This is a genomic window from Arthrobacter sp. FW305-BF8 (assembly GCF_021789315.1).
In the GTDB taxonomy this organism is placed as follows: Bacteria; Actinomycetota; Actinomycetes; order Actinomycetales; family Micrococcaceae; genus Arthrobacter.
This window is the reverse complement of sequence record NZ_CP084561.1, coordinates 4,426,195-4,449,133: the sequence shown is the minus strand read 5'-3', so window position 1 is coordinate 4,449,133 and position 22,939 is coordinate 4,426,195. Positions and strand designations below refer to the sequence as shown.

The 22,939-nt window shown below is 69.1% G+C and carries 17 protein-coding genes; 13 read left to right on the top strand and 4 right to left on the bottom strand.

Features of this window, described 5'->3' with window-relative positions:
• Positions 1-60 precede the first annotated feature (60 nt).
• Both LFT45_RS20240 and LFT45_RS20235 read right to left on the bottom strand, forming a co-directional pair.
• Positions 61-2,535: an alpha-L-rhamnosidase gene (locus LFT45_RS20240; protein WP_236805358.1), complete on the bottom strand. Its 2,475-nt coding sequence runs from the start codon at positions 2,533-2,535 to the stop codon at positions 61-63.
• Between the two features lie 60 nt (positions 2,536-2,595).
• Complete coding sequence (locus tag LFT45_RS20235) at positions 2,596-3,600, bottom strand: EAL domain-containing protein (RefSeq protein WP_236805357.1); 1,005 nt, start codon at positions 3,598-3,600, stop codon at positions 2,596-2,598.
• A gap of 101 nt (positions 3,601-3,701) precedes the next feature.
• Here LFT45_RS20235 and LFT45_RS20230 point away from each other — a divergent pair, with 101 nt between their 5' ends.
• Positions 3,702-4,346 carry a TetR/AcrR family transcriptional regulator gene (locus LFT45_RS20230; protein WP_236805356.1) on the top strand — a complete coding sequence of 215 codons (645 nt, stop codon included), beginning with the start codon at positions 3,702-3,704 and terminating at the stop codon, positions 4,344-4,346.
• Between the two features lie 32 nt (positions 4,347-4,378).
• On the opposite strand, the gene LFT45_RS20225 is transcribed toward LFT45_RS20230, so the two are convergent.
• Entirely contained in the window at positions 4,379-5,014 is a 636-nt protein-coding gene (locus LFT45_RS20225; RefSeq protein WP_236805355.1) for a TetR/AcrR family transcriptional regulator, read from the bottom strand.
• A 153-nt stretch (positions 5,015-5,167) separates the two neighbouring features.
• Between LFT45_RS20225 and LFT45_RS20220 the strand changes: the two genes are divergently transcribed.
• Positions 5,168-6,430 (top strand): glycoside hydrolase family 1 protein, encoded by a 1,263-nt coding sequence (locus LFT45_RS20220; RefSeq protein WP_236805354.1) that lies wholly within the window; start codon positions 5,168-5,170, stop codon positions 6,428-6,430.
• A gap of 63 nt (positions 6,431-6,493) precedes the next feature.
• Here LFT45_RS20220 and LFT45_RS20215 read toward each other — a convergent pair whose 3' ends face one another.
• The gene (locus LFT45_RS20215) at positions 6,494-7,321 is read right to left on the bottom strand and encodes an IclR family transcriptional regulator (protein WP_236805353.1); all 828 of its coding nucleotides are present in this window, start codon (positions 7,319-7,321) and stop codon (positions 6,494-6,496) included.
• A gap of 253 nt (positions 7,322-7,574) precedes the next feature.
• Between LFT45_RS20215 and LFT45_RS20210 the strand changes: the two genes are divergently transcribed.
• The 11 genes from LFT45_RS20210 to LFT45_RS20160 all read left to right on the top strand — a co-directional run bounded on the left by LFT45_RS20210 (position 7,575) and on the right by LFT45_RS20160 (position 22,857).
• Complete coding sequence (locus LFT45_RS20210; RefSeq protein WP_236805352.1) at positions 7,575-9,131, top strand: ABC transporter substrate-binding protein; 1,557 nt, start codon at positions 7,575-7,577, stop codon at positions 9,129-9,131.
• Positions 9,132-9,204: 73 nt separating this feature from the next.
• Positions 9,205-10,146: an ABC transporter permease gene (locus LFT45_RS20205; RefSeq protein WP_236805351.1), complete on the top strand. Its 942-nt coding sequence runs from the start codon at positions 9,205-9,207 to the stop codon at positions 10,144-10,146.
• The gene (locus tag LFT45_RS20200) at positions 10,143-12,158 is read left to right on the top strand and encodes a dipeptide/oligopeptide/nickel ABC transporter permease/ATP-binding protein (protein WP_236805350.1); all 2,016 of its coding nucleotides are present in this window, start codon (positions 10,143-10,145) and stop codon (positions 12,156-12,158) included. The genes LFT45_RS20205 and LFT45_RS20200 overlap by 4 nt, the downstream gene beginning before the upstream one ends.
• Positions 12,155-13,162: an oligopeptide/dipeptide ABC transporter ATP-binding protein gene (locus tag LFT45_RS20195; protein WP_236805349.1), complete on the top strand. Its 1,008-nt coding sequence runs from the start codon at positions 12,155-12,157 to the stop codon at positions 13,160-13,162. Before LFT45_RS20200 ends, LFT45_RS20195 begins: the two co-directional genes overlap by 4 nt.
• Positions 13,163-13,203: 41 nt before the next feature.
• Positions 13,204-14,175, top strand: a complete 972-nt coding sequence (locus LFT45_RS20190) for an alpha/beta hydrolase (protein ID WP_236805348.1) — start codon at positions 13,204-13,206, stop codon at positions 14,173-14,175.
• Positions 14,176-14,177: 2 nt separating this feature from the next.
• Complete coding sequence (locus LFT45_RS20185) at positions 14,178-16,862, top strand: alpha-L-rhamnosidase (protein WP_236805347.1); 2,685 nt, start codon at positions 14,178-14,180, stop codon at positions 16,860-16,862.
• Complete coding sequence (locus LFT45_RS20180) at positions 16,859-17,866, top strand: alpha/beta hydrolase fold domain-containing protein (protein ID WP_236805346.1); 1,008 nt, start codon at positions 16,859-16,861, stop codon at positions 17,864-17,866. Before LFT45_RS20185 ends, LFT45_RS20180 begins: the two co-directional genes overlap by 4 nt.
• 144 nt (positions 17,867-18,010) lie before the next feature.
• Entirely contained in the window at positions 18,011-18,868 is an 858-nt protein-coding gene (locus LFT45_RS20175) for an alpha/beta hydrolase (protein WP_236805345.1), read from the top strand.
• 119 nt (positions 18,869-18,987) lie between these two features.
• Positions 18,988-19,866, top strand: coding sequence for a fumarylacetoacetate hydrolase family protein (locus tag LFT45_RS20170; RefSeq protein ID WP_236805344.1), 879 nt, complete (start codon positions 18,988-18,990; stop codon positions 19,864-19,866).
• Positions 19,866-21,641, top strand: a complete 1,776-nt coding sequence (locus LFT45_RS20165; RefSeq protein WP_236805343.1) for an FAD-dependent monooxygenase — start codon at positions 19,866-19,868, stop codon at positions 21,639-21,641. The genes LFT45_RS20170 and LFT45_RS20165 overlap by 1 nt, the downstream gene beginning before the upstream one ends.
• Positions 21,619-22,857 carry a DUF3500 domain-containing protein gene (locus tag LFT45_RS20160; protein WP_236805342.1) on the top strand — a complete coding sequence of 413 codons (1,239 nt, stop codon included), beginning with the start codon at positions 21,619-21,621 and terminating at the stop codon, positions 22,855-22,857. The genes LFT45_RS20165 and LFT45_RS20160 overlap by 23 nt, the downstream gene beginning before the upstream one ends.
• Positions 22,858-22,939 lie beyond the last annotated feature (82 nt).

Sequence of the window (22,939 nt, the reverse complement as noted above, 5' to 3'; positions counted from 1 at the left end):
CGACCGACGTTCCAGAGCCGGACGGCCCTTACGCGAACGATAGCCCCGCCGCACGATCACCTAGACGCCCTGAGCCGGATTAACACGGAACTCACAGCTGCAGTGATGTGAGCCTCCTGCCACCAGCCTGCTGCTGCCGTCCGGAAGTTCGACGGCGGCCCGAACGCCGTCGGGCAGGTCCACTTCGAGCGTGAACTGGCTGTGCTCAAGCGTCCAGGAAACGCTGATGCGGCCCTGGGGAGTGACGACGGCGGCGCTCGCCGACGTGATTCCGCCGCCGGGCTGCGGGGCGATGGTCACCCTCCGGTAGGCGGTCTCCTCCGCTGCCGGATCCTCCGGCAGGCGGATGCCGGCCAGGTGGGTGTACAGGAACGCCCCCACCGCACCCTTGCTGTAATGGTTCAGGGAACCGCGGGCTCCCTGCTCCGTCACCCCGTCCCACCACTCCCACATGGTGGTGGCACCGGCCTCCAGCATTCCCAGCCAGGAAGGTGTCCCGGTGGAGAGCAGCAGCTCGTAGGCGACATCCAGGTAGCCGTGGTCCGCAAGGACGGGCAGCAGCAGCCCAGTGGCCAGGAATCCGGTGCCGAGCCGGTTCCCGTTGCCGCGGATTAGCTCCACCAGCCGGGCCGCCGTCCGGTGCGTAAGAGCTTCCGGCACCAGCCCGAAGGCCAGGCCACGAACATAGTGCCCCTGGGACTCCTCGCCCAGGATGCCGTTTTCGTCCAAATATTCGGTCCGCCAGGCGGCCTGCACCTGCTCCGCCAGGACTTCATAGTGTGCGGCCGCGGCCGCGTCCCCCAGCACCTTGGCGGTACGGGCCAGGACACTGGCGGAGCGGAACAGGTAGGCCGTGGCGACGATCCCGTGGTCCCGCGACGGGTCCGGGTTGGGCGGGCTGTCCGGCTCGAGCCACTCCCCGAAATGGAAGCCGGTGTCCCACAGGAACCCCTCATGCGCCAGCGGCACGGGACGCCGGCCGGAGCGTTCCGGATGGCGGGCGCCGGCTGCCGCCGCGGCTGCGTAGTCGACCCATCCGCGCATGGTGGGGAACGCCCGGGCCAGCGCCGGCTTGTCCCCGTAAGCCCGCCAGAGGGACCACGGGACGAGCACGGCGGCATCCCCCCAGCCCGCAGAGCCCGCGGCCATGTCTTCGAAGGCGTTGCCGGAGGGGCCGTCGCCGGCGGGATTGGGCACGACGGTGGGCACCCGCCCGCCCGGCCACTGGTCGGCAGCGAGATCCCTCAGCCACTTTTCGCTGAACGCGGCCACATCGAACATCAGGGCCGCCGTGTCCACAAAAACCTGCCAGTCGCCCGTGAAGCCCGACCTCTCCCGTTGCGGACAGTCGGTGGGGACGTCGCAGGCATTGCCGCGGAAGCTCCAGGAGATGGCGCCATGCAGGGCGTTCAGCCGCGGATCGCTGCATTCAAACCAGCCCGAGCGGTCGAGGGGTGTATGCACCACCACGGCGGTGATGTCCTCCGCGGCGAGGGTCCCGGGCTGGCCCTCGACCTGGACGTAGCGGAAGCCGTGTGTGGTGTGCCGGGGTTCGAAGACGTCCCCGGGCCGGCCGGCAGAGACAGCCTCGTCGACCTGTCCGGCGGGCAGTGGCGTCTTGGAGGCGAAGTTGAAGGCGCGGATGTTCGCCGTGGCAACCAGGCCGTCCTTGTCCAGGACTTCACCGTGCCGGAGGACAGTCCGTGTCCCTTCCGGCCCCAGGCTGCCCAGCCGGACCCAGCCGTTGATGTTCTGCCCGAAATCGACGACGGTGATGCCCGGTTCCGGGGTTGCCACCGAGACGGGCCTCAGCTCCTCGATGCGCCGCGCCGGCGGCGAGACCGGCAGGACCAACCGGGAGCGGTCCTCATAAAGCGGACCGGCTGGCCGGACCACCGGAACCCAGCCCTCCGCCGTCGTTCCCGCTGTCCCGGCAGAGCCAGGGCCGGCATCGCCGGACGGGCTGAGCCAGGCGGGCTCCTTGCGGCGGAAATCGGTGGTCTGCCCGTCCATCAGGTCGGCGCGGTTGATGTGGCTTTCGCGGCAGAGCCAGCTGTCGCCGGTGCTGAGGAAGGTCTGCGTGCCGGGGGCGTTGGTGACCGACGCCAGGAAGGCGGTCTCGGTTCCGAAGCCGTCCGGCCGGCGCTCGAAGCCGTGCCGGCCCCGGAACCACCCGTCCGAGAGCAGGGCGGCAACGACGTTTGGGCCGCTGACCAGCAGTTCGGTGATGTCCCACCGCTGCACCTGGAGCCGCTTCCGGTAGGACGTGAAGCCGGGGGTTAGTTCGTCCTCGCCAACTCGCGTTCCGTTGACGAAGAGCTCGTAGATGCCGTGGGCGGTGGCATGCACAACAACGCGTTCGTCGGCAGCGTTCGGGGCGTCCGGGTTCTGGTTGGCGGCAGTCCGGTCGAAGGTGCCACGGAGCCAGTACGCGGGCCGGCTGCCGGCTTCCGTGCAGCCCGTCTCAGCAGGGGAAATCCAGGCGGCATCACGCAGCGAATTCTGGACGGAGGTGTGCGAAGCAGCGGCAGTCACGGTTTCTCCTTGAAAAGTGTGCTCAAAGAGTATCCGATTAAAACCGAGTACGCACTGTTTTTATCCGCGGTCCTCCACCGGGTCAGTTTTGCCGGTCCACGCCGCCCAGTCGCGGGGATCAACCGATGGCCTGCCGAGCAGATAGCCCTGGCCTCTGGTGATTCCCAGTTCCACAACGGCGGCGAGCTCCTCTGCGCTTTCGATTCCCTCTGCGGACAGCGTCGCGCCGGTCTGCTCGGCCAAGGCAAAAACGAAGGGGGGTGCAGCAGGCTGGTGTCCTGAAGCGGCGGCACCGGCGAGGAAGTCGCAGTCGACTTTGATGATGTCGGGTAGCAGATGGAGGATTTGCTTCGCCGAGGTGGCCGCCGGACCGGAGCCGTCCACGGCAAGACGCACACCGTCCTGGCGCAGCGGGCTCAGGACCGTGGTGAGGGCCGTCAGGTCGCGGTCCGATATGTCGCCCATGATTTCGATGACCATCCGCTCCGGGTCGACGGTCCCTCCCAGTATCAGTGCCTGAACGCGGGGATCGGCGCAGGCGGTGGGGCTGAGGTTGACTGACGCGAAAAGGTGGGGCGGAATTTCTCCTGCCGCGGAAAGAGCGAGGTGCAGGGCTGCGATTTCCAGGTCGGGCCCCAGCCCCATGGCCGCGGCTCCCCGGAACCAGACGTCTGGGCTGGTCCCTTCGTGGCTGACGAACCGTGCCAGCGCTTCAACGCCGATCACGTCTCCGCCCGGCAGTTGCCTGATGGGCTGGAAGGCCGTCAGTAGCATTCTCTTTGCCGGTGCGGCCGGGGTGTTCCCGGGAGGATCCTCGGCTGAATCCTCGTGTGAGGAAGCGGGGACGTTCCTGGTGCTGATCAGGTGGTGCAGCAGCGCCTGTTCGGGGTCGTCCATGTGGGCCGCCAGCAGGTGGAGCAGTTGCTCCCTGGCCCAGGCCTTCTGCGGATCGGAGTCTGCCAGGACATCGCTGATGATCTCCAGCACCTGGCGCCGGAGCGTTTCCCCGTCCACGTTGCGGAACAGTTCCGGTGTATGTTCACCGTCCGGAGGCGACTCGTCCATGGCCTTCACACTACTCCTCGGTAGTTGATGCCGCGATCGAGGGGTGTGGCCCTTGCGGCCGTCCTTTACGTTGACGCACTGCGGGCCGTTACCCTGAAGCGGTGCGGACGAGGCGAAAAACAGGCAGCTACGAGGTAGGCAGGGCCAAGCGCGCGGAGATTCTGGATGCCGCCACGCGGCTCTTTGCCGCTTCGGGTTACCACCGGGTGCCGTTGTCGCAGGTAGCTGCCGACGTCGGACTCAGCGAAAGCGGCCTGCTCCACCACTTCCGCTCCAAGAAGCACCTCCTGCTGGCTGTCGCCGAGCGGCGGCTGGAGCAGACGGCGCTGTGGTGGAGCTCCGTCCAGGCGGACGGCGGCGACGATCCGCATGAACTGTTCCGGTCCATGGTGGAATCCACGCGCAGGCTGGTGGCCGAGCCGGGGCTGATCGAGCTCTTCGTGCTGGTTTCGGCCGAAGCCGCTGACCCGTCCACCCCGGCCCACCAGCTGTACGGCAAGTGGTATGAGCAGGCAGTGAGCGAGACCGCGGTGCTCCTCGCCCGCGGGGTGGAGCGCGGCTTCTTCCGGCCGGATACCGATGCACAGGCCATCGCGCGGGAAATTATTGCCGTCAGCGACGGGCTGCAGCTGCAATGGGTTCTCTCCGGAGGCAGGCTGGATCTGGTCGAGGGGATCCGGGACTACGCCCGCCGGCTGGCCCGCTCGGTTCTGGCAAACGGGGACGACGGCGAACCAAACCTCTGAGGGTCCGGAATCAAGCGCCGGGCGCCCTAGTCTCAGGGCGCCTTAACCAGCTGCATGAACCCTTCCAGGTGCGCGGCCATGTCCACGGACTCGTCGTACAGCCACGCCAGCTGGACGCCTTCGATGAGCGCGGCGACCTGCCGGGCCAGTACCGCGGGGTCGAGGCCGGAGGCAATGCGGCCCGCGGCAACCTCCCGCTCGATCTCGGCATGCAGTGAGCGGATGATTTCCTCGTCGCGGCGCCGGATGAAGCCGTGGGCCGGGTGGTCCGGTCGGACGGCCTCGGCGCGCAGGGTGGCATCCAGCTGGATTACTCCGCGAATGCCTGCGTTGCGGCGCATGACCTCCGGCACCGTTCCGAGCAGGCCCTGCTCCGCCAGCAGGGTGCGCCGCCAGGGGCCGTCCTGCTCCTCGCGCCGGACCAGGACGGCCTCCAGCAGTGCATCCTTGCTCCCGAAGTGGTGCAGCAGGGCTGTGTGGCTGGTTCCGATTTCCTCTGCGATCTGGCGGATCGACAGGCGCTGGAAGCCCTTCTCGGCGAACACCGCAAAGGCCGAATCCACCAGCTCGGCCCGCTTGCGCTCGCCGTTGGCGTAGGGCGCCCGCCGGCCGCTGCGCGCCGGCTGCCGCGCCGCCGTCGTCTCCGTCGTCTCCGTCGTCTCCGTCACGCTCCGCCTCCTCCCGTGGCCGCCGTGGCCAAAGTCTTGCCTTCCATGAGATTACCAAGTTTCTTTTCCACTTTGGTCAAGAAATTTTCTTCAAAGTATTCCAACTTGGAAAATGTTTGCCTACAGTGAAGGTCAACCACGGAAAGGAACACCATGACCGACCTCCAGCACTTCCCCGACACCTTCCTCTGGGGTGTGGCCACCGCGGCCCACCAGGTGGAGGGGAACAACACCAACAGCGACACATGGCTCCTCGAACACCTCCCCGGCACGATCTTCGCCGAGCCCTCAGGTGACGCGATCGACCATTACCACCGCTACCGCGAGGACATCGCGCTGATCGCCTCGCTCGGGTTCACCACCTACCGTTTCTCGCTGGAATGGGCGCGCATCGAACCCGAGGAAGGGCACTTCTCCGTGGCCGAACTGGACCACTACCGGCGGGTGCTGGAAACCTGCCATGAGCACGGGCTGACGCCGGTGGTCACCTTCCACCACTTCACCTCGCCGCGCTGGCTTCTCGCTGCGGGCGGCTGGGAGGACGAAGCCACGCCGGAACGCTTCGCGCGCCACTGCAGCCGCGTCACCGAGCACCTCGGCGACCTCATCGGCGTGGCCTGCACCCTCAACGAACCCAACCTGCCGTGGCTGCTCAAGGCCCTCGGCATCGGCGGCGAGCCGGCCGACCGCCGTGCGGACGTGCCGCTCTGGGCGGCGGCCGCCGGGCGCCTGGGCATCGAGGCGGCCAGGGTTGCGCCCTTCCAGTTCACCGTGTCCGACGCCGGCTTCGACATCAAGCTCGCTGCCCACCAAGCCGGCCGCGACGCCATCAAGGCCCTGCGGCCGGAGCTGCCGGTCGGCTGGACCCTCGCCAACTCCGACATCCAGGCGGCCGAGGGCGGCCGGCAGATGGCGGACCAGGTCCGCCGGGACGTCAACGAACGCTTCCTCGCAGCCTCCCGCGGCGATGACTTCGTGGGCATCCAGACCTACGGCCGGACTGTGTTCGGTCCGGACGGTGTGGCCCCGGCACCCGAAGGTGCTCCCGTCAACGCGATGGGGGAGGAGATCTACCCGCAGGCCCTCGAGGTGACCATCCGCGAGGCCCACCGGATCGCCAACATCCCCGTCATGGTCACCGAGAACGGGCTGGCCACCGACGACGACACGCAGCGGGTCGAGTACCTCCGCACGGCCGTCGCCGGCGTCTCGGCGTGCCTCGCCGACGGCATCGACGTCCGCGGCTACATCGCATGGACCGCGTTCGACAACTTCGAGTGGATCTTCGGCTACGCACCCAAGTTCGGCCTCATCGCCGTCGACCGCACTACCCAGGAGCGCACGCCGAAGCCCAGCGCGCACTGGCTCGGCGGCGTGGCCCGCGCCGCCCAGGAGCGGCTCACCACGGTGGGCTGAAACAGCCCCAACAAAGGCACGACGGCGGTCCGCACAGAAAGTGCGGGCCGCCGTCGGCCGTGGTTAAGGCCTTGCCGGGATCCCCAAGGTGGGCTGCGCGTTGTAGCCCAGGTTTCGCGAGACGGCCCTGGCCGTAGCCTGGACGGCCGGTGCCAGGACGTTGGGGGGAGTGGCGCCGTCGGGAACCACGATGGAAAGTGCCGCGGCCACGGAGCCCTCAGCGTCAAAAATGGGCGAGGCGACGGACACCGTGAGGGACGGCGCGGACCTCCTGATCATCGCGACGCCGGTCCGCCGGACGTCGGACAGCGTCCGCCTCAGCTGCCCCTCCGGCATGGCGTCCACCCCGGCCTCGGCGTCCGGCGGCTGCCGGATGACCGTTTCCTGGAATGCCGCATCGGCTCCCGCCAGCAGCACCAGGCCGACCGCCGTCGACCTCAGCGGCGCACGGCCGCCCACCCGGTACGCCACCTCGGTGGCCTCCTTGGAGGACAGCCGTTCGATCAGCACGGCCTCGCTTTTGTCCCGGACGGCCAGCAGCACGTGGTGCCGGGTGACGGCGAAAAGGTCCTCGAGGTACGGCAGGGCGATCTCCCGGACGCCGTGCCCGCGCGGCGACAGGGACGCCACCTCCCACAGCCGCACGCCCACCACGTAACGCCCGTCCTCGAGCCGCTCCAGCGCGCCCCACGCCACCAGCCGGGCGATGAGGCGCAGCGCCGTCGGCGCCGGCATGCCCGCGTGGCGGGCCATTTCGGACAGCGTCAAAGCGCGACGGCGGTCGGTGAAGACGGCGAGCAGGCTCAGGGCCCGGTCAATCACCGGCTCGCCCTGCTTGGGGCGCTTGCCGCGCTGGGGGGCCTCCGCTTGCGGTCCTGGTTCTTCCGCCACTGCCATCCCTTCATTTTGTTATCGACCCGTTCAGCTGCCGAGTGACCAGCACCACAATATCGTTTCAACCAATGAAATTCCCGTGTGGCCAGTGAGGCGGTCCAAAGGATTCTTGAAGAAGCCGGTCACCGGAAGCCATCTGACGAGAGGGCGCCGACCGAACGGCCCGTGATGTGGTCGATGCCGACCGCGGCGGGCCCCGGCCCCCAGATGTTGATTCCCGTTCGTCATCGAGAATGCAAAGGCGCACCACATGAAACTTCTTTCCACCCCTGCCCGCCGGAGCGCGGCCGTCCTGGCCGGTGTGCTCCTCATGAGCTCGCTCACCGCCTGCGGCGGCGGGACCCAGGCGGCATCCACCGTGAACAAGGACGCCCTGACCATCGCGGTGGACAGCGACTCGGCCTCCTTCGGGTTCGATCCGCTGCGAGTTGCCGACGCGCAGCGCCAGTTCTTCGAAGGCCTTTACGAGAACCTCATGACCCTGCAGCCGGACGGTTCCGTGGCACCGGGCCTGGCCAAGGAGTTCAGCTACAGCGCGGACAACACGCTCCTGACGCTGACCCTCAAGGAGGGCGTCACCTTCACGGACGGCTCCACCATGGACGCGGCACTGGTCAAGGCGAACCTCGACCGCCGCAGCGACCCGGCGCTCAGTGCCTACTCGGCGATTACCAAGGGCGCCGCGCAGGAAATGACCTCGGTGACCGCGGTCACCCCCATGAAGGTGGCCATCAAGTTCGCTAAGCCGCAGCCAGGATTCGAAAAGAACCTCACCGGCACCATGGGCATGATCGTCGGCAAGACGGCCACCGCCAAGAGCGCCAGCCTCGCCGCCACCCCGGACGGCTCGGGCCCCTACACCCTTGACGCCACCGGGACGGTGAAGGGCAACAAGTACGTGTTCACCAAGAATGAGAAGTACTCGGATGCCGCCAAGTACCCCTACAAGAAGATCACCTTCACCGTCATCCAGGACCCCCAGGCCCGCGCCAACGCGCTGGTTTCCGGCCAGGCCGACGTCGCGGCGCTCACCTCGCCGACGGTTGACTTCGCCAAGTCCAAGGGTCTCGGTGTGTCCCAGATCGGTGGAACCCTGCACACCATGGTCTCCTTCGACAAGATCGGCAAGACCTCCCCGGCCTTTGCCAAGGAGAAGGTCCGCCAGGCATTCCAGTACGCCATCAACCGCCAGGCCCTCGTGGATGCCCTGCACAAGGGGGACATTGCGGCGTGGAACGCCCTGCCAAAGGATTCGGCCGGGTACACCGAGGAACTGAACACCCGGTTCGCCTACGACCCGGCCAAGGCCACGAGCCTCCTGGCTGAGGCCGGCTACGCCAACGGCTTCGAGTTCACCATTGTGGGCAGCGCCGAAACCCAGACCGACCTGCAGGCCGTCCAGAAGGACCTGTCCGCCGTCGGAATCAAGATGAACATCAAGATGGCCAGCTCTACGGACGAAGCCTTCGCCGCAGTGGCCACCACACCACTCGGTTACGCCGCACTCGGCTGGGACAACCCGGTGGGCCTGATGTACGGCGTGGTCCTGAACGGATTCACCAACGTGCAGAAGGCCACTGACGAGCAGTTGAGCGCCGCCACCGGCGAGGCAGCAGCCGCGAAGGACGACGCCGCAAAGAAGACCGCGCTGACCAAGCTGAACACGCGCCTGGTGGAATCCGGCTGGATGATCCCGCTCTACGAGTCCCTCACCAACCAGGGCTACAACACCAAGAAGGTCCAGCAGGTGAAGTTCGCCGGTACCAACGCCTACCCGCTGCTCTCCTCTTACGCCCCCACCAACTGATCCATCCACCGGCCGGACGTCTTCCCCGCACGGAAGACGTCCGGCCGGACACCTGACCAATGGAGGTCTTCCCATGGCAATGTTCATCGCCAAGCGCCTGCTGATGGCGTTCGCCACCGTGCTGGTGGTCGCGGTGCTGGCATTCCTGCTGGTCCACGCCATGCCCGGCAGCCCGGGCGCCGTGTCGCTCGGCGCAGGCGCGGCGCAGGAAGCCATCGACGAGGTCAACCAGCGGCTCGGCTGGAATGATCCCCTCGCGGTCCAGTTCTTCCGCTGGCTCGGCGACGCCGTCCAGGGCAACCTCGGGACCTCCCTGATTGACGGAAGGTCGGTGAGCGCCGACCTCGCCAGCCGCCTTCCGGTCACGGCATCACTTGCCGCGGGCGCCTCGGTGCTCAGCGCCGTCCTCGGGATCGGACTGGGCGTCACCGCAGCCGTACGCGGCGGCCTGGCAGACCGCATTGTGGGCGGCGTGGTCGGTCTCCTGGTGGCACTCCCCGCCTTCTGGATCGGCATCATCTTCGTCTACCTGTTCGCCGTCCAGTCGTCGGTGTTTCCCGCCACCGGCTACGTTCCCTTCGAGGTCTCGCCGCAGGACTGGGCGCTGTCCCTGGCTTTGCCCGTCATCACCCTCGCCGCCGGCGGGGCGGCCTTCATCGCCCGGCAGACCAGGGCCTCCATGCTTGAGGCCCTCCAGCAGGAACACATCCGTACCCTGCGGGCCACGGCCACCCCCACGTGGAAGATCCTCTACGTCCACGCGCTGCGCTACGCCAGCCTGCCCATCGTTGCCGGCATTGCGCTGCAGTTCATCGGCCTGTTCGGCGGCTCCGTTATCGCGGAGCAGCTGTTCGCGATGCCGGGCCTCGGCCAGGCAGTCCAGTCCTCGGTCAACACCCATGACGCCCCGGCAGTCCAGGGCGTGGTGGTCATCGCCACGGTTGTGGTGGTTGCCGTGAACCTGGTCCTCGAACTCGCCACCAAATTCCTTGACCCGAAGTTGCGTGCCTCATGATCCCCTCCATTGCACCCATTGCACCCACTGCAGCCCCGCGGAAGACCGCCCTGGCTAAGTTCTCCGGGCACCGGCTCCTCGCCTCCCCCGGTGGCCTGGCCGGCACAGTCTGGCTCGCCGCCTTGGTGGCCGCTTCCCTCACCGCATCCTGGTGGCTGCCGTACAAGACCGAGGACCAGGACTTCACAGCCGTCCTCTCCGGCCCCACCGCCGCCCACTGGCTGGGCGCGGACGAACTCGGCCGTGACCTGCTCAGCCGTATTTTCGCCTCAGCCGCCGGAACCCTGGGGACGTCGTTCATCACGGTGCTTGTCGGCGTCGGGCTTGGGACCATCCTGGCCATGGCCGCCGCTGCCGCCGGCGACCGCGCCGAAGGGGTCATCAGCAGGGTCACCGAAATCATGATGTCGCTGCCCGGCACCGTCATCATCCTGGCCGTCATCGGAGCCGTGGGGACGAACATCCCGCTGATTATGGCCATCCTCGGCGTCCTCATGTCGGCCGGCATCTACCGGGTGATGCTGGGCCAGGCCAAGTCGCTGCAGTCCCAGCTCTACGTGGACGCGGCGAAGGTCGACGGCGTCGGCACGCTGGGCATCAGCGTCCGCCACGTGCTCCCTGGACTGACCAACACCATCGTGGTGCAGTCGGCCCTGATCTTCGCCGTCGGCATACTGATCCAGGCGGGCCTGGCGTTCATCGGCTTCGGCCCACCCATTCCCGAGCCGAGCTGGGGCGGCATGATCCAGAGCGCCTCCCAGCACGTCTACGACGCGCCCTGGCTCATGGTTCCCAGCGGCGCGGTGCTGGCCCTGACTGTCCTTTCCGCCAACGCGATCGGCAACGCCCTGGGCAAGTCCCCGAACGCCGCCGCATCACACCTGCCCTCGGCGGCCATCCGGCGCAAGCGCGCCGCCGATGCGGCAGCTGCCGCGGCCGCCGCACCCGCCGTCGAAAGCCTGCCCGCTGCCGGCTGGCTCAGCGTCCGCGGCCTCTCCGTAGGGGTCGACGGAGGCACCCCGCTGGTCACGGACGTCACCTTCGACGTGGCACCGGGCACTGTGCTGGGGCTCGTCGGCGAATCCGGCTGCGGCAAGACGATGACCGCGCTGTCCCTGCTCGGGCTGCTGCCATCCGGCGTTTCGGTCACCGGCGGCCAGATCCTCTGGAACGGCAGGAACCTCGCGTCGGCCACCGAGAAGGACCTGGAGGACATCCGGGGCCGCGACATCGCTCTCATCTCGCAGGAGCCGATGCGGGCCCTGGACCCCATGTTCACCGTGGGTTACCAGCTGACCGCCGCCATCCGCCGGCTGGGGAAGGCCGGAAAGGCCGAAGCCCGGGCCCAGGCGCTGGGCCTCTTGGAAAAGGTGGGCATCGTCGACGCCGGGCGCATCCTCAAGGCGTACCCGCACCAGATCTCCGGCGGCATGGCCCAGCGTGTGGCCATCGCGCTGGCCCTCTCCGGCAAGCCGCGGCTGCTGGTGGCCGACGAACCCACCACCGCCCTCGACGTCACGGTGCAGGCCGAGATCCTCTCGCTGCTGCGCTCGCTGGTGAAGGACACCGGCATGTCCGTGGTGATGGTGACCCACGACCTCGGAGTGGTCGCGGACATCTGCGACAACGTCGCCGTCATGTACGCGGGCCAGGTGGTGGAGAGCGGCCGGACCGCCGGCATCCTGGACAACCCGCGCCACCCGTACACCCTCGCGCTGCTGGCGGCCGACCCGCACGCCAACACCGCCTCCGACATGCCGGAACGGCTGGCCACCATCAAGGGTCAGGTCCCGCAGCCCAAGGACTGGCCCACCGGCTGCCGCTTCGCCGCCCGCTGTCAGTTCGCCGGCTCCGCCTGCACAACCCCGGTGCCGCTGCTGCCCTCCGGCTCGGAGGACGGCGAGGTCCGCTGCGTCAAGGCGGACGAGCTGGCCGTGGAGGGCCTTGAATGGGTTGCCACCGAAGTGCCCACGCACCGCGTACTCGAGATCGTTGAAAAGGACATGGCATGAGCATCAGCACCGTAGAACGCCAGGACGCCGAAGCTCTGCTGCCCGCCCCCGCCATGCTGGAGGTCAAGAACCTAACGGTCCGCTACGGCCGCGGCCGCAAGGCAGCCTCGGCCCCGGCCGCGGTGGACGGCGTGAGCTTCACCATCCGCCCCGGCGAAACCGTCGGCCTGGTGGGGGAGTCCGGTTCCGGGAAGTCCACCATCGGCAAGGCAATCCTGGGCCTGCAGAACGTGTTCGGCGGCTCCATCAGCTTCCAAGGCAGCGACATCACCCATGCCAGCTCCACCCGCCGGCAGGAACTCGGCGGCGATTTGCGGGCCGTCTTCCAGGATCCTAACTCGTCACTCAACCCGCGGAAGACCATCGGGGCCTCGCTGGCCGAACCGCTGCGGGTCCGCGGCGTCGCGGCCGCAGAGGCACGGACCCGGGCCGGGGACATGCTGGAACGGGTGGGGCTTCCCCGCGACGCCGTGGACCGGTACCCCAGCCAGTTCTCCGGCGGCCAGCGCCAGCGCATCTCTGTGGCGCGTGCCCTGATCTGCGAACCGCAGCTCGTGGTCTGCGACGAGGCGGTGAGCGCCCTGGACCTCTCCACCCAGGCCCAGGTGCTGAACCTCCTCGCCGACCTGCGGGATGAGCGCGGCCTGAGCTACCTGTTCATCGCGCACGACATCGCGGTGGTGCAGTTCCTGGCGCAGCGCGTGGTGGTGCTCTACCGCGGCCAGGTCATGGAGGCAGGGCCGGCCGCCGCTGTCACCGAAAACCCGAGGCACCCGTTCACCCAGGCCCTGGTTGCGGCGTCCCCGGTGCCACGTCCCGCGGAGCAGGCCAAACGGCGGAAGGTACGCGAGTCGCTCGGCGTCCGGACGGCCGCCGCCGTGGCCGCCTCGGCAGGCGGCTGCCCCTTCAGCCAGCGCTGCCCGCTCGCCACCGACCTGTGCACCGCCGAACGCCCTGCCCTGCGCACGGTGGGCCAGTCCGACGTCGCCTGCCACTACGCCTGAACCGCTTTGACCACCAACCACAAGACTTCAAGGAGTGCCGAGTGACCCCGGAAACCGTGACGGCTGAAGAAGCAACTACCCGCCGCATGCCCGCCCCGCCGCCGTTCCCCGCCTTCCAGACGCCCGGGACGCCCGAGGAAGTCTCCGGGCACTCGCTGGTGCACCGTGAGCTCAACTACGCGATCGCCGTCGGCTTCCGCCGCCTCTCCATGGACATCTGGCTCCCGCGCAACACCGGCGGCGGCCCGGTCCCGGTGGTGGTGTGGATCCACGGCGGAGCCTTCCAGCTCGGCGACCGCCGCGAACTGCCGCCGACGTACGAACCCGATTCAGTGTTCCGCCTCCTGAACGAGGCCGGCATCGCGTGCGCCACGGTGGATTACCGGCATGCCCTGGAGGCGCCGTTCCCCGCCCAGCTCCACGACATCAAGGCCGCCGTCCGGTACCTCCGGCACCACGCCGACGTGCTGGGCATCGATCCCGGACGCATCGGCGCCTGGGGCGAGTCCGCGGGCGGCCACCTCGCCGCGCTGCTCGGCCTGACGGACAACCGCGCGGACCTCGAGGGAGGCCTGGGCGTACAGGGGAAGCCCAGCTCGGTGGGTGCCGTCGTCGACTTCTACGGCGTCTCCTCGCTGACCCACATGCCCCGGCTGGAGGATATTGGCGACTTCATGACCGGGCCGCTGCTGGCGGCCGTACCGGAGGGCGTCTCGCTGGAGCCCGGTCCCATGCTGGTGGGCAACTCCCACGACCCGGCCCTGCTGGACGCTGCCAGCCCGCTGGCCTACGTCACTCCGGATGCGCCGCCCTTCCTGCTCATCCACGGCGACAGCGACGGTCTGGTTCCGCTGTCCCAGAGCGAACTTCTCGCCGATGCGCTGGCCCAGGCGGGCGCCCGGCAGGAACTCATCACCGTCGAGGGCGGTGACCACGCCTTCTTCTTCGCCGAGGACAAGGTGGGCGGCCTCCTCGAAACCGCAGTGTCCTTCTTCACGAAGGAACTCACTTAGCCATGACAACCTCTACAGGAGCCACCCCGATGACCACCCCTTCCGCCCTCCGCTTCGAGCACCATGAGGAGCCCTTCGGCATTGGTGAGGACCGGCCGCGGCTGTCCTGGCAGGTCCGCACCGACGCGCCGGGCTGGGTGCAGACGGCCTACGAACTGGAGCTGGGCCCGGCCGAGGGCACCCTGGTCAGCTACGGGCGCATTGACTCCGCCGAGCAGCTCCTGCAGCCCTGGCCGGCGGCGCCGCTGGCCAGCCGTGAGCGCGTCGCGGCCCGGGTCCGGGTCTGGGGCAATGACGACGCCGGGCCCTCCGCCTGGAGCCCGGTCGCCTGGGTGGAGGCCGGATTGCTGGACGGAGCAGACTGGCAGGCAGCGATGATCCGCCCCGGCTGGGAAGACGACAGCGTGGCACCCGAACCGGCGGCCCGCCTCAGCCGCACCTTCGAAGTCACCGGCCCGGTGGCCTCCGCACGCCTGTACGCCAGTGCGCACGGCATCTACGTCGCGTCCATCAACGGCCGGCGCGTGGGCCGGGACCTCCTCGCCCCCGGCTGGACCAGCTACCACCACCGCCTCCGGTACCAGGCCTACGACGTCGCCGAATACCTCCGGCAGGGCACCAACGTGATCGGCTTCGAGGTGGCCGACGGCTGGTGGCGCGGCCAGCTCGGCTTCCAGGAGAAGCGCAATACGTATGGAAACCGAACCGGCGTGATCGGCCAGCTGGAACTGCGCGACGCCGACGGGCAGCTCACCGTGCTGGGTACCGATGACTCGTGGCTGGCCGGCCGCGGCCCCGTTGTGGCCGCCGGCCTCTACGAGGGGGAAACGTACGACGCGCGGCTGGCCGACGCCGGGTGGGCCGGAGCGGGAGCCGGAGCCGGAGCTGGAGCCTCGGCGGCCGGTGAGGGCGGCGCCCGGCTGGAGCCCGCCGTCGTCGGCCACTTCGACACAGCGCTCCTGGTGGCACCCGACGGGCCCGCGGTCCGCGCCACCGAGGAGCTGCCCGTACGCGAAATGCTGACCACGCCGTCCGGAAAGACCATCCTGGACTTCGGCCAGAACCTCGTTGGCCATGTCCGGTTCAGCGTACGCGGCGAGGCCGGCACGGAAGTGGTGCTGCGGCACGCCGAGGTGCTGGAGCACGGCGAACTCGGCATGCGGCCGCTGCGGACAGCCATCCAGACGGATACCTATATCCTCCGCGGCTCCGGAACGGAAGAAGAAGTCTGGGCGCCCGAATTCACCATTCACGGCTTCCGCTACGCCGAGGTGAGCGGCTGGCCCGGTGAGCTGGACCCGGAAGCCTTCACCGCCGTCGTGGTCCATTCAGACCTTAAGCGCACCGGCTTCTTTGAGTGCTCCGAGCCGATGCTGAACCAGCTGCACAGCAACGTGGTGTGGGGCATGCGCGGGAACTTCGTGGATGTGCCCACCGACTGCCCGCAGCGCAACGAACGGCTGGGCTGGACGGGCGACTTCCAGGTGTTCGCGCCCACCGCCTCCTTCCTCTACCGGATTCCCGGCTTCACCACGTCCTGGCTCAAGGACCTGGCCGCTGAACAGGGAACGGACGGGCCGCCGCCGCTGGTGGTCCCCGAGGTGGTCAACGACATGCCACCGTTCCCCACCCGTCCCGTGATGGCCGCCTGGGGTGACGCCGCGGTGCTGGTTCCCTGGGTGATGTACCGCCAGACGGGAGACCTTGAGTTCCTGAGCCGGCAGCTGCCCGGCATGGTGGCGTGGCTCGCCGCAGCGGCAGACGCCGCCGGCCCGGAGCTGCGCTTCGAGCAGGGCTTCCAGTTCGGCGACTGGCTGGATCCGGCGGCGCCGCCGAACAATCCCGGCGCCGCCAGGACCCCCTGGCAGCTGGTGGCCCAGGCCTACCTGGCCTACTCGGCGTCGATCGCGTCGCAGGCGGCGGACCTGCTGGGCGAGGACGGCGAAGCCGTCCGCCTCGCCGAGGTGGCCCGCCAGGCGCGGGCCGTTTTCCGCAAGCAGTACATTGCCGACGACGGCAGCCTCCGGCCCGCCACGCAGACCTCCTACGCGCTGGCCCTGCGCTTCGGGCTGCTCGAGCCGGAGGAGCACTCCGCAGCCGGCGAACGGCTGGCCGAAACCGTGGCCGCCGACGGCTACCGGATCGCCACCGGCTTCGTCGGGACACCGCTGGTCACCGACGCGCTGAGCGACGAGGGCCAGGTGGAGGCGGCCTACCGCCTGCTGCTGCAGACCGAGTGCCCGTCCTGGTTGTACCCCGTCACGATGGGCGCCACCACCATCTGGGAACGCTGGGACTCCATGCTCCCGGACGGCACCATCAACTCCGGCGACATGACCTCCTTCAACCACTACGCGCTCGGCGCTGTGGCCGACTGGATGCACCGCACTGTCGCCGGCCTCGCCCCCGCTGATCTCGCCGGCCGGAAACTGCTGGTCCGGCCTCTGCCCGGCAGCGGTCTGACCTGGGCAGCCGCCCGGCACGAGACGCCGTACGGCGAGGCGGCGGTGCGCTGGGAGCACGACGGCCGCACCTTCGCCCTGTCCCTCACGGTCCCTGCCGGCTGCACGGCCTCGGTGCACCTGCCGGGCGGCTCGGCGGCAGTGGAGGTTGGGTCCGGGACGCACTCCTTCAGCTGCGACGTGGCTTCGGCTGAGGGAGCTCCGCAACTGTCGGTATCGCCATGACGGAGGCGGGCACGGCCCTGGATCCGGAGCTGGCCGGTCTTCTGCACCACCTGGCCGGAGTGGAGTCCGTCCCCGCGCTTCTGACCGAGCCCGGCGGGCCGGAACGGCTGGACGCGTTCTGCGGCGGCCTGCTGCCGTACAGCCCGCCGGACGTCCCGGTCCACGACCTGGAGGTGCCGGGCCCCAACGGCCCGGTGCCGGTCCGGATCTATGGCGCAGGTACCGGCGGCGGTTCACCCGACGGCGGTTCGCCCGCCCTGGTCTGGATGCACGGCGGGAATTTCGCCGTCGGCAGCCTGGACATGCGGGAATCCGACCAGCTGGGACGGGAGGTCGCTGCCAGAAGCGGCGGCGTTGTGGTCTGCGTGGGCTATCGGCTGGCCCTGGACGGCGTCCATTTTCCTGTTCCGCATGAGGACGTGCTGGCAGCCTGGTTCTGGACCAGGAAGCACGCCCGGGAACTCGGCGTTGACCCGTCCCGGATCTGCCTGGGCGGGGCGAGCGTCGGCGGGAACCTGGCCGTCGGCGCGGCCCTGTTCCTCATGGACGCGGGTCTGCAGCTGCCGGCCAAACTCGTGCTCGCGTACCCGTTCCTGCACGGTGAACTGCCGGCCGGACTGCCGTCTATACGTCCGGCCAGCCAGGAACGGGAGGCGCCCGCCATGGATGAGTTGCCGCCGTCCCTCCGGTTCACAGACGAGGACTGCCGGGACATGGTGGAGAACTACATCGGCGGGCCGCTGGCCATGGCGTCGTCGTACGCCATGCCCGGGCACGCCGACCCGGCCGGGCTGCCGCCAGCCGCCGTGCTCGCCTGCGGCCATGACGACCTCCGCTTCTCTGCAGAGGCCTTCGTCGAGGGGCTGCGCGCGGCAGGCATCCCGGTTGATTACAGAGTCGAGCGCGGAGCCACCCACGGCTACCTCAACCACTCCGCGGCGCTGGGGGTGGTCCAGCGCGGCCTGCAGTTCCTGGCTGACCAGCTGGCGCACCGAGGACTTTGACTGACGGACCGGCGCCCAGGCAGACGAGGCCAAAGCCCTTTCAATGATTGAAATGGCTGCTACTGGCCCCGTTCCTGATCCGACAGTCTTAGAAGGACAGGCCGGGCCAACGAGGAACCGGCAGAGGCAGCAAAGGAGTCGAAGATGACGGAAGGCCGTGTGCTCAAAGGCGTGGAGTTCGCCACCGCTGATGGCCCCGCCGCCCGCCCGCTCCTGATGGACCTGTACCTTCCGGAACCGGCCCACAACGATGCCGGGAACGGCGCCGCGCTCCGGCCGGCCATCGTCCACTTCCACGGGGGCGGCTGGCGGGTCGGGGCTCGGTCATCGTTGGGTCCCGTCGCGGACGGCTTCGGGCTGTCACCCTTCGAGGTCCTTGCTGAAGCCGGCTTCGTCGTCGCCTCGGCCGACTACCGGCTGAGCGCTGAGGCCCACTACCCGGCCCAACTGCACGACGCCCAGGCCGCGGTCCGCTGGCTGCGGGACCACGCCGCCGACTACGGCGTTGACCCCAACCGGATCTACGCCTGGGGTGACTCCGCCGGCGGACACCTGGCGAGCCTGGTGGGCCTGCTTGCCGGCGACAGCCCGGTCGCGGCGGTGGCGGCCTGGTACCCGCCCACAGACCTGAACCGCATGGGGGAGCAGGCCCTGCCCAACGCCGTCGCGCGAGCCAACGACCCGGCCTCCCGCGAGGAACAGCTCATCGGCGCCGTGCTGGCAGACGAGCCGCAGAAGGCAGCAGCGGCCAGTCCCATCAGTTATGTCGGTCCCGGCGCTCCGCCCTTCCTCCTGGTCCATGGCACAGCCGACCGCTTTGTCCCGGCCGCCCAGTCCGAAACCCTGGCGGCCGAACTCGAAAAGGCGGGCGCCGCCGTCGAACTTCTCCTCCTCGACGGGGCGGACCACATGTGGTCCCTTCCGGACGGCAGCCCCGCCGCGGCGGAGAAGGCACTGGCCGCCACGGTCAGCTTCTTCCGCCGGCAAGCCGCCGTTCCGTAGTTTGACGCAGCCCCCTGATTTTTCGGTAACACCCCCGCTTCGGCAACTGCCTCAAGGGAGGCTCTACTTGCCGTGCCCTCCGACCAACACCGCCCCCGGGCGAACCTGAAAGGCCCTCCATGCAGTACATAGGCATCAATCACGACGGCGACACCTGGGCAGCCGCCCTGAACGGCACCGGTCCCGACAACGCCAGGGTGTTTCCGCTGGCTCCCGTGACGGACTTCTGGGCGGACGCCGAGGGGTGGCAGGAAAAGTCACTGTCCCTCACTGCAGGGTCGCTCGCGGATGGCTCGCTCCAGCGCGGCAGCGTCGCTGAGGTGCCCCTGGTTCCGGCCTCGGCCCGCGTCATCTGCGTCGGCCTCAACTACAAGGCGCACGCCGCGGAAGGCAGCTACAAGGACCAGGAATTGCCTCCATACCCCACGCTCTTTGGGCGCTGGACGGCTTCGCTGTCCGTCGGGAACGTCCCGGTCCCGGTGCCCGGCGGTGAGGCAGGCCTGGACTGGGAAGGCGAGGTGGCCGCGTACATCGGCAAGCGCGCGGAGTCCGTGACCGAAGACGAGGCCGCCGAGGCCATCTTCGGCTACTCCACCTTCAACGACATCACCGCCCGGCGCGCCCAGAAGCTCACGACGCAGTGGACCCTCGGCAAGAACGGCGACTTCACCGGTCCGCTGGGACCGCTGGTCAGCCGCGACGAGGTGGGCGACCTGCGCGAGGGGCTCGAGGTCCGGACCCGCGTCAATGGCACCGAAGTCCAGCACGGAAACACCCGGGACATGATCTTTTCCGTGCCCGCGATCATCTCGCTGGTCAGCCAGACGTTCACCCTCCACCCGGGCGATGTGATCGCCACCGGCACCCCCGAGGGCGTCGGGTACGCGCGAACACCGCAGTGGCTGCTGCAGCCCGGGGACACCGTTGAGGTCGAGATTGAACGCCTCGGCACCCTGGTCACTCCCGTCGGCGAACCGTTCCTCCGGGCGAGGGCCTGATGACCGCCGTCAACTACGCCGAACTGCAGGACGTCCCGGCCGAGACACCGGTCCTCATTTCCGGGGGAGGGCCCAGCGGGCTGTTCCTGGCCCTGGACCTGGCCAGCCGAGGCATCCGCAGCACGGTCATCGAACCCCGGACGCTGATCGATCCGGACCGGCCGCGCGCCAAGACCACCAACGCGCGCACCATGACGCACCTGCGCAGGCTCGGCCTGGCCGACGCGCTCCGGGAGGCCGCGCCGCTGCCCGTGGGTTTCGCCCAGGACGTCATCTTCTGTTCCGCCCTGACCGGCCGCGAAATCCGGCGGTTTCCCAACGCCTTCCAGCTCGAAACCGGCCGCTACCAGCCCCAGCCCGAGTGTGGCCAGCAGGTGCCGCAGCCTGTGCTGGAGGCGGTGTTGCGGGAAGCCGTGGCGGCGTCCGCCCGCGCCACGCTCCTCACCGGACTGCGGGTGGACAGCTTCGCTGCCCTTCCCGGCGGCGGGCAGCGCGTGACGGTGGCCGACGCTTCCGGGTACCGCACCGCCGTCGACTGCGCCTTCCTGGCAGGGGCCGATGGCGGCTCCTCCACGGTCCGCCGCGGCCTGGGCCTCCGGCTCGAGGGGGAGTCCGCCGCCCTGTCCAACATCAGCGTCCTCTTCCGCTCCCGCGACCTGGCCACCACCATCACGCTTGACCCCGCCGTCCAGTACTGGGTGCTGGGACCCGGCGCGGCCGGCATGGTGGGACGGATGGACCTGGACCAGACCTGGTGGGCGATCATCCAGGGCGTTGGCACCCAGGGCGTTGGCACCGACGGCGACGGCATCGATGGCGACGCGCCCGGGCCTGATCCGGCCGCCCTGGTGCGGTCGCTCGTGGGAGCCGACGTCGACGTCGACGTGATCGCCACCGATCCCTGGACCGCCCGCATGCTGCTTGCCCCGTCCTACGGCACAGGTTCCTCCGGCACGGGCGGCGTCTTCCTGGTGGGGGACGCCGCGCACCAGAATCCGCCCTGGGGCGGCCACGGCTTCAACACCTGCATCGGCGACGCCGCCAACCTCGCCTGGAAAATCGCCGCCGCCTTCGAGGGGTGGGCGGGGCCGGGACTGCTGGAGAGTTACGGCCTGGAGCGCCGGCCCGTTGCCGCGAGGACCATCCGCGACGCCGCGGCCAATGGAAAAGCCCTCGCCTACCACTTCGCCGATTCCGCCCTGGCGGCTGCCGGGGTGGAGGGGGAGGCCGCCCGCGCCACCGCGCACGACGCCCTGGCCGTCAAGCAAAGCGAGTTCGATTCCCTGGGCCTGGTGCTCGGGTACAGCTACTCCGCCTCGCCGCTCGTGGTCCCCGACGGCGCCCCGGTGCCGGCCGAGGACCCGATCCGCTACGTGCCCTCGGCCAGCCCTGGGGCCCTGCTGCCCCATGCCTGGCTGGACGGAAACACATCCCTCTACGACGTTCTCGGGCCGGGATTCTCGCTGCTTGTGGAGGCCGGCAGCACGGCGGGCATCGCACCGGAGGAGGCCTTCGCGCCGGTCCTCGCGGCGGGTGCCTGCCACGGCATCCCGGTGACCGCCACCGCCGTCGGGCCTTCCGACGACGGGACGCCGATGGCGGAACTGTGGGCGGCAGAGGCCGTCCTCGTCCGGCCGGACCAGCACGTCGCCTGGCGCGGTTCCTCCGCTGAGGCGGCCGCCGCTGCCCTGGCTGTGGCGGCCGGCTGGGGAACCGCCGTCGAACCATTCGAGCAACTGAAGGAGGGCACCAATGCCGGCGCCGTCGTTTCGTGATTTCCTGTACCCGCCCAGCCATCCGCGCGTGGCGCACCTGCGCGGACTGGACGCGCGCTCCTATGCCGAGGAGGCCAAGTCGGACTCCTTTGCCGGCCCGATGATCGAGGGCTGGCAGAAGCTTTACCCGGAGCCTTTCACGGGCATAACCAACGACGGCGTCATCCGGCCCGGGCTGTTCAGCCTCGCCGAGGCAAGGGCAGGGGAAGAGGCGCCGACGGCGGAGATGGTGGCCGCCGCGGGCAAGCTACTCGCCGCTGCCTCGCCGGAACAGCTCGACCGTCTGAGCTATCCCGTGGACGCGCACGAATGGCAGAGCTGGGCGAACCCGGAATTCATGCAGCACGACACAGGGCTGCGCCTCGAGGACCTGGACCCGGCCGTGCGCGATGCTGCGCTCGGCGTGATGGAAGCGAGCCTCAGCCCGGAGGGGTACGCGCTGGCACGGAACCTGATGCGCATCAACGGCTTTCTCGGCGAGCTGGTGGAACTGCCGGAGCTGATGAACGAGTACAGCTACAACTTCGCCCTCTACGGGGAGCCGTCGGAATCGGAGCCGTGGGGCTGGCAGCTGTTCGGCCATCACGTGGCGCTCAACTGCCTCGTGGCCGGGACCCAGCTCGTTTTGTCGCCGATGTTCCTGGGCGCCGAGCCGGACGTCATCGACGCCGGGCCGCACAAGGGCGTAAAGGTGTTCAAGGAACGGATCAGCCTGGCCCGTGAACTGATGGCGTCACTGCCCGATTCTTTGCGGGGTGATGCCGTTTCCTTCGCGGAGATGGTGGATCCGGCCATGCCCGAGGGCCGGCTGCATCCCGGGGACGAACGCCACCTGGCAGGCTGCTTCCAGGACAACCGGGTGATCCCCTACGAGGGCATCCTGGCTGAGTCCATGCCGCCGGAATCGCTGGCGCTGCTGGACGGGCTGGTGGAGGACTTTGTCGCCGCCCTTCCCGCAGGGCCCCGTGCCGCGCGAATGCGGGAAATCCGGGAGCACTACGGCGAAACCCGGTTCTCCTGGATCGGCGGCTGGCAGGGCGAGGACGCGTTCTACTTCCGGATCCAGAGCCCCGTGGCAGTCATGGAGCTGGACCACCACACCGGCGTGTTCCTCAGCAACCACAAGCCGGCACCGTTCCACATGCACACCGTTCTCCGCACGCCCAACGGCAACGACTACGGCCGTGCACTGGTCCGGCAGGCGCAGGAACGGTAACCCCTTTAAATACCGCAACGCGGGGTCACTTTCCGCCCAAAAAACCCTTGTTATTGGGCGGAAAGTGACCCCGCGTTGCTTT